This is a genomic window from Bacillus sp. AFS023182, from assembly GCF_002560575.1.
GTDB classification, from domain to species: Bacteria; Bacillota; Bacilli; order Bacillales; family Bacillaceae_G; genus Bacillus_A; species Bacillus_A arachidis.
Window position 1 is genome coordinate 1 of record NZ_NTRO01000153.1, and the last position, 7,467, is coordinate 7,467.

General features: G+C 32.7%; 7 protein-coding genes and 2 pseudogenes. 7 read left to right on the plus strand and 2 right to left on the minus strand.

The features are described 5' to 3' along the window. Positions 1-482 precede the first annotated feature (482 nt). Positions 483-1,070 carry a GNAT family N-acetyltransferase gene (locus CN288_RS27820; protein WP_098161325.1) on the plus strand — a complete coding sequence of 196 codons (588 nt, stop codon included), beginning with the start codon at positions 483-485 and terminating at the stop codon, positions 1,068-1,070. Positions 1,071-1,579: 509 nt separating this feature from the next. Then, positions 1,580-1,657 (plus strand): annotated as a pseudogene (locus CN288_RS30135) (IS6 family transposase); the annotation flags it as partial. 87 nt (positions 1,658-1,744) lie between these two features. On the opposite strand, the gene CN288_RS29245 reads toward CN288_RS30135, so the two are convergent. After that, positions 1,745-1,921, minus strand: a complete 177-nt coding sequence (locus tag CN288_RS29245; protein ID WP_170833733.1) for a hypothetical protein — start codon at positions 1,919-1,921, stop codon at positions 1,745-1,747. Between the two features lie 327 nt (positions 1,922-2,248). Between CN288_RS29245 and CN288_RS27825 the strand changes: the two genes are divergently transcribed. From CN288_RS27825 to CN288_RS27840, 4 genes are all read left to right on the plus strand, one after another. Then, complete coding sequence (locus CN288_RS27825) at positions 2,249-2,809, plus strand: recombinase family protein (protein WP_098303639.1); 561 nt, start codon at positions 2,249-2,251, stop codon at positions 2,807-2,809. Positions 2,810-3,003: 194 nt separating this feature from the next. Then, positions 3,004-3,867: an oxidoreductase gene (locus CN288_RS27830; protein WP_098303640.1), complete on the plus strand. Its 864-nt coding sequence runs from the start codon at positions 3,004-3,006 to the stop codon at positions 3,865-3,867. Beyond that, on the plus strand, positions 3,851-4,465 hold the full coding sequence (locus tag CN288_RS27835) for a TetR/AcrR family transcriptional regulator (RefSeq protein WP_255260072.1): 615 nt from the start codon (positions 3,851-3,853) through the stop codon (positions 4,463-4,465). The genes CN288_RS27830 and CN288_RS27835 overlap by 17 nt, the downstream gene beginning before the upstream one ends. A gap of 677 nt (positions 4,466-5,142) precedes the next feature. Beyond that, a complete protein-coding gene (locus tag CN288_RS27840; protein ID WP_255260073.1) occupies positions 5,143-5,862 on the plus strand; it encodes a hypothetical protein in 720 nt (239 codons plus the stop codon). Positions 5,863-5,967: 105 nt separating this feature from the next. On the opposite strand, the pseudogene CN288_RS29955 reads toward CN288_RS27840, so the two are convergent. Next, positions 5,968-6,095 (minus strand): annotated as a pseudogene (locus CN288_RS29955) (IS6 family transposase); the annotation flags it as partial. A gap of 446 nt (positions 6,096-6,541) precedes the next feature. Here CN288_RS29955 and CN288_RS27850 point away from each other — a divergent pair. Then, on the plus strand, positions 6,542-7,249 hold the full coding sequence (locus CN288_RS27850; protein ID WP_098303642.1) for an IS6 family transposase: 708 nt from the start codon (positions 6,542-6,544) through the stop codon (positions 7,247-7,249). Positions 7,250-7,467 lie beyond the last annotated feature (218 nt).

Here is a 7,467-nt window from a genome sequence, read left to right on the forward strand (position 1 = left end):
TTCAAGTACTTCAAGTAATCAAAGTGATTCTTCTGTTGGTTTGAAATAAAGTTTGATTAAAAATATCCCGTGACCCGTGTTTGCTCACCATATACCTAGCCTTTATTTTGAGAAAAATTCAATCAAAATAAAGGCGTTTCGTTATATTTAGTAACTTACTTTTACAAAAAGTTTAATCAAAAATTCAAGACCTTATAAACAGTTCACCGCTATTTCAAAGCCACTAAAAAAGCTCCATGAAAGGAGCCAATTATTTCACGAGTTTTGGAACAAATATTGGGTTTAAGAAATATTGACAGGCTGCTTTTTTGATAAAAAGCGCTTTTTTAATTTTGTTCCGCAATCGGGCCATATTCTGGAATAAGTGATTGTATAAATAATTAAATTTTGAGATAATTATTATTAAGGAAAAGGGAGTTTAAATGGAATAAGATTGCTCACTAAAAGAAGTAATGAAAATATGACTTACAAGGGGTAGAGTTATGAAGCATAAAACATCAGAAAGATTATTTAGAATAGATTGCGGAGATATCTATCTCCAAGAGTTTTCCATTAAAGATGCAGATAGTATATACAGAATTTCAAATCAACCCGAAATATTTAATTTCTTGCCAGACTGGAAATCAACAAAAGAACAAAGGGTAGATTGGGTTACCAATTATGAAATACCAGCAAATAAAGCCTTTCTTGATGCCGCTGTAAATACATCAAACATAGATGGTCATTTTTTAAAACTAGGGGTATTTATTAAGGAAACAGATGAATTTATTGGTTGGTGCTGTACAGGCATTAAAGATGAGCTACCTTCACCGAATAGAGAAATTATGTATGCCATTTCAAGTGAATTTCAAAAGAAAGGATACGCTACTAAGGCGTCTAAAGGATTGATTAACTATTTGTTTACAAATACAAATTTAGATGTCATTAACGCAGTAGCTTTAATTAACAACGTTTCATCAAATAAAGTTATTGAAAAATGCGGATTTACTTATCTGAGTCAACAAACGATAGAAAATGAATTATATAATCACTATATATTGAATAAATCAGAGTGGATGAAAAATCATTAATAGAAAATGTTGTTGTTCCAGAAAAGGGCGCTTTAATGGAGCAACGAAAAAAGCCTAATTTCTCAATTTTAATGAGAAATTAGGCTTTTTATATTTACTCATAGTGCAAAATAGCGCTTAAAATAGGTGCAAAATAACTCCTAAATTGACAATACTGATTTTATCACATTCGCATGACTTGTTCAAAACTTTTAAGTTATGAACATCTTAACTTCATAACCTTTACTCCAGTAATTACGAAATCTGCACAGACAACTTTATTATGTATACTCAGGACGCTAAAGAACACTTAAAATTAGTGCAAATTATCTCCTAAAGTGACATTCAAATCGTTTGGTAAATATCAGCATCCCAAAAACTTTACTTTTTGGGGTACTTTATTAATAACATCACCATTTGTAAAATATTGGCCATCAGGCAATGCGTATCTTCCTTGATGATTTTTCTTGAGAGTGCCAACCATAATTATCAACGCTATTTGATAGCTAAACTTTTAATTTTAACATATAAAACAAAAGCGAAGTCTTCAAAGAGACTCCGCCTTTTCAACGTACAATGAATTTCAACAATTACTAGCTACTTCCTAAACATAGTTCCTCATTTACCAACCTGTTTATGCTTTTTTCAAACTTTGCAACAGAACCTTATTTAGGTTATTGAGAATATTGAAAGTTTTAAGTAGATAGCATGTTATCTGGTTTCTTATTTTTATGTACCGTAGAATTTCTATCATATAGATTGTTTAATAAACGATCATACTCATTTCTTGTAATTTCTTTGTTATATAATTGAATTAATAAATCTTTATGTTCTTTTGAAAAGGCCATTTTATCAAAAAACTTAGGATACATAGTACCATTCTCTCCGCTTCTTGTTGAATTTATGTTTTGTATTTTGTAACTGAGAATTAGAAAATTCCCTATCTATAATGATAGATAGGGAATTTTCAGCTGCTGTTTTATATACCGTTGTATAGTATAAACATTAGGTGTCTTTTAAAGTATAACATAAAAATTATAATATATTTAGATTATATATATATATTGAAATGCAAAATTGCATATTCGACCTTCTCGATAGAGTGTACCTTATTGATAAGAAATCATTTCCTTGATATTATTAGTCTCATAGACTCTCAATAAAACTTATCAAAAATATGTACAAAAAGAGGGATGAAAATGGTCTATGGCTATGCACGTGTAAGTGCACAAGATCAAAATTTAGATACACAGATTGAACAGCTCATGAAATATGGAGTAGATGAAATCATAAAAGAGAAAATTAGTGGAGTAACAAAACAAAAGCCGGAGTTAGACAGGTTACTTTCAAAACTAACTACTGGGGATACCTTAGTCGTAACTAGAATGGATCGTTTAGGTAGAAATACCATTCAACTGTTACAGTTAGTAGAACAATTTCGGGAAAAGGATGTTCACTTTGCAATTTTAAATTTGCGGATTGATACAAGAACTCCAACGGGTAAGTTCTTCTTAACTGTCATGGCTGCCTTTAGTGAATTAGATCGTGAAATGATTAAGGAAAAACAACATGCGGGAATAAAGCTAGCAAAACAAAAAGGCGTATATAGAGGAAGAGTGAAGAAATACACGGATAAACATCCTGGAATGAACCATGCAATTGAATTACGAAAACATACCAAGAAAACAGTAAAGGAAATATGTCAGATTACAGGAGTGAGTCAGGCCGCTCTGTATCGTAGATTAAAAGAACTTGAATAAAGTTCTTTTTTTATTTGTAATTAAATCCCAGAGTGGCCCCTCATACCCTGAATCGTTTCCGTCCCCCCACAATGTAAAAACTGATGTGCGAAAACCTTTCTCTGACATTTTTTATAAATACAGTATAAAATACTAAACGTTTAGTTTATTATATAATTATTAGTAAAAATTCCTAAAAAATGGAGGTATGCACATTGGAAAAAGAAAACATTGTATATAACAGGGTCTGGTTCATTACTGGGGCTTCAAAAGGATTTGGACGTGCATTAGTTGAAGCAGCACTTGAACAAGGTGATATGGTAGTAGCTACAGCACGTAAACCAGAAATTTTAGCACAATCTTTTCAAGATAATAATCATTTATTAATCCTGCCTTTAGACGTAACGAATTCTTATCAAATCCAAGAATCAGTCGAAAAAGCCATTGAAAAATTTGGGCATATTGATATTTTGGTCAATAATGCTGGGTATGGACTGTTAGGAGCAGTGGAAGAAGCGAACCTGGAGGAAGTAAAACAAGTATTTTCTACTAATGTTTTTGGTTTGCATGCTGTAACACAATCTGTCTTACCCCATCTTCGATCTCAAAGATCCGGCCATATTATCAATATCTCTTCAGTTGGTGGATTTTCAGGTTCTATAGGATGGGGAATCTATAACTCCACTAAATTTGCAGTGAAAGGATTATCGGAAGCGTTATCGTTAGAAGTGAAACCTTTAGGCATTCACGTTACCATTGTCGAACCAGGAATGTTTCGTACCGATTTTCTTGCAAGTTCTATGCGTTCTGTTAATACAATTATTAAAGATTATACAAATACTTCAGGACAAACACGAGAAACAGCTAATAAAAGTAACGGTAGCCAGCCTGGTGATCCTAAAAAGGCAGCTTCAGCTATCTTAAAGGTTGTTGCAGCTGATGATCCACCACTAAGACTTGTTTTGGGGTCTGATTCCCTAAAGCGAATAAAAACAAAACTTGAACAAGTCAAAACAGATTTAAATAATTGGCAAACTGTCACATTAAGCACAAATATAGAGGATGAACAAATTGGTTAATTACGAGGTAAAACAGTCAAATTCTGAGCATAAGCGAGGGAGACCCCGCAGCAATAAAGTAAGTGAGCGTATTCTGAAAGCTACTATCGAACTTTTGTTTGAAGAAGGACTTCGGAAAACAACTGTTGATGAGATTTCTGCCCGTGCTGAGGTTAGCAAAGCAACTATTTATAAATGGTGGCCAAACAAAAATGTAGTTTCAATAGATGCTTTTCTATTTAAAATGGAAGCTGAGGTTAAAATACCTGATACTGGATCTGTACGTGAAGATTTTTTACAACAGTTACTTTCAGTTATGCGATTTTATAAAAGTCCTATTGGTAAGGTGTTTACCCAACTCATTGCTGAAAGTCAATACGATCCCCATATAGCTACCATATTTCGCGAACGGTTCCTAGTCAATCGACAAAATGCTGTGCAGGTTATGTTGCAGCGGGGATTTGATCGCAACGAGATCCGAAACGATATAGACTCTAAAATTATCATTGATTTAATTTATGGACCTATGATATATCGACTTCTTACAGGGCATGCACCTTTGGACGACAACCTTGCAAAATCGATTGTTGATGTGGTGATAAAAGGGATAAGAGTATAATCTTTATATCTGGTTTTTAGATTAACAAGAAAAAAGATTAACCGATATTAAGAATTTCATTTATAACTTCTGATAACGAATTTTACGTCAACCAGCACCTCTTGGGGAGGGACTAGTTGTTTTTTTCAGTAGTAAAAATGAGATTTCACTTTTAGAAACTGTCTTAGCGTATAAAATCCGCGTTTTGCCCCTTTAGATAAACATATCCTAAGGGGCAAAATATCGCGTCTTTTTTATAAACATCGTGACTTTATTTAAAAGTGACACAAACACCATACTATCATTTCTACAAGTATTCAGTTTCCATTGAGATTCTTTCTCCGTTAAATGGTCCGATTGTTAAATAGCATGATAGGCGTTTTTTAAACTACTTTATTGTTACTTAACAGTGGTACCCCTAATTACAAATTATCAATCTTTATTATAAGCGATTAATCTTTTTCATGAAGTTATACTTTATGGAACATTTAACATTACATGCCATTTTGTTGGGAGAATGGTATAATTTTGAGGTTTTAGCAAAGGGCAAGCTACGGGTTTGCCCGGGCAAACCCCAAAACGTTCGTTTTGACTTGGTAGGAGTTTCCTACAACCTTTACAAATTTTTATAGGGTATTTACATCGTAAATACCCTATAAATTTGTTGTCGCTTTGCTCGATTTTTAATGAAAGGAGAAATGAAATTGAGAGCAAATAGAAAAAAGGAAAGACTGGAAATTCAATTGTTTAAAGAGGATAAAGAATTTATTAAAAATAAATCTATAGATTTTGGATATAAAAATGTTTCAGCATTTGTTATTGATTCAGCAAAATCACATTTCAAACTTGAAGTCGATATGAAAGCTTATAGAGATTTAACTAAAGAAATAAATTATATTGGTAAGAATATAAATAGCCTAATTAGAAGGATCAATACAGATGGAATTTACACTGATAATGATATTGATTTCCTTAGAGTTAATCAGAAAAAAATTATAAAATTAATGAATACAGAATATGACCGATTACTTGATTTAAAAACCAAGTTTAATAGCGATAGCTTGAGTAAAAAACAGAAGGAAAAATTAATAAAGTCATTATCGGAAAATCAAATCAAGATACCAAAAAAATTAGTATTAGAAGAAGTGTATGAAAAGATAAAAGAAGATTTTGTTTATATTATAGAATGTATAGAAAACTCGCCTGAACAAGGTATGGAAGTAACAGAATACGTATGGCAATATTTATATGGAGATACGCTTTATAAGTTAGATGATAACCAATTAATAAAATTGGCCGATAGCATTTTTATTTTTGCACAGAAAGTGAAATTTAAGTTATCCAAACTTGATAATGTTTTTTCAGATGATGATTGGTTTGAACTGAAAGATATATTAGATGAATATGAAATTTATTAATTAAGGATTGATTACAATGTCTATTGTTAAAATACAAAAAGTGGTTCTGGTGCAAAGATTGCATTTATTTGAAAGAGGTATATAGATTCCTGATGGAATCTATTCTTAGGCAGCCATTCCGAATAGTTGATGAATGAACTTCATTTCATTTTGGACAGACTTGTCCTGTAAAATAAGTTGGCCTTTTTAATGATATGCATCGTTTCTACACCAATTAATATAGAGGCTGATGTTTTGGCGGCATCAAGCCGACACATCCAAAAGCAACTATTTGGGTTTATCGGCTTGAATTTGTTATTATACGAGCTGGATTGCTCGTGCTTTCGAATTATAATTTCATTTACCATATGGATAGATATGTAATACGTGGGGGTTCGCCCCCACACGATGAACCAGCCTCTACTCCAAAAGTCAACGAAAATTCTTAGGAAATCAATTCAATTTATGTTAAATTAAATATAGATTTATTTTTCTTTTCTTTTTTATTTCGTTTAAACATTCAAGAGCCGTTTCGCGGTTCAGATTCAGACACTTATATTGTGTCTATGATTCTGAGTCCGAAATGGCTCTTTTTATATATAATCATTGGTTCTGGTGCAAAAACTCTAAAGCTCTTGCAAGTAAACTCCTAAACTTGGACATACTGATAGTATGACTCTAAAAAAGGTGTGTGATCGGTATGAAAAAGGAAAATTTGTTCAAATGGAAGCACTATCAACCTGATGTTATCTTATTAACGGTAAGATGGTACCTACGGTACAGCCTGAGTTTTCGTAATTTGGTGGAAATGATGGAGGAACGAGGTTTGTCTATTGCTCACACCACCATTATGCGTTGGGTGCATCAATATGGATCTGAATTAGTTGAAAGAGTACGACGTCATCTTAAGATAACAAATGATTCTTGGAGAGCCGATGAAACGTATGTGAAAGTAAAAGGTCAATGGATGTATTTATATCGCGCAGTCGATTCAGAAGGAAATACCATTGATTTTTATCTCAGTGAATCAAGAGATAAACAAGCAGCTAAGCGCTTTTTCAAGAAAGCCTTGGCTGCTTCTCATATTTGTAAACCTCGTGTTATAACAGTAGACAAGAACCCAGCCTATCCTGTAGCAATTCAAGAATTAAAAGAAGAGAAACGTATACCTGAAGGCATAAAAATAAGGAAAGTTAAATATCTCAATAATATAGTGGAACAGGATCACCGTTTCATTAAGAAATGTGTGCGTTCTATGCTAGGATTCAAGTCATATGAAACAGCCCCTTCTATATTGAGTGACGTTGAAACCATGCATATGATGAAAAAAGGACAACTTCACCTACAGGTGAAGTCTGCCCAAAATGAAGTTAGGTTCATACATAAATTGTTTAGAATTGCATCATAATCTGCCATTGAACAGTCTAGTAGGTTTCTATGTCTCTATCAAATGATTTTTGCACCAGAATCCCAAAAGGTACATCCCTATTTTGAAGTGTCCCAAAAGTGAGTTTCGCACTTTTTGAAGTGCTGTTTTTAGTTGTTTTTACACCCTGCCAAAAGGTGTACCTCTTGATGTGGTATAAGTGCATATATAATTACCATAAAAAACATACTAAGATTAGT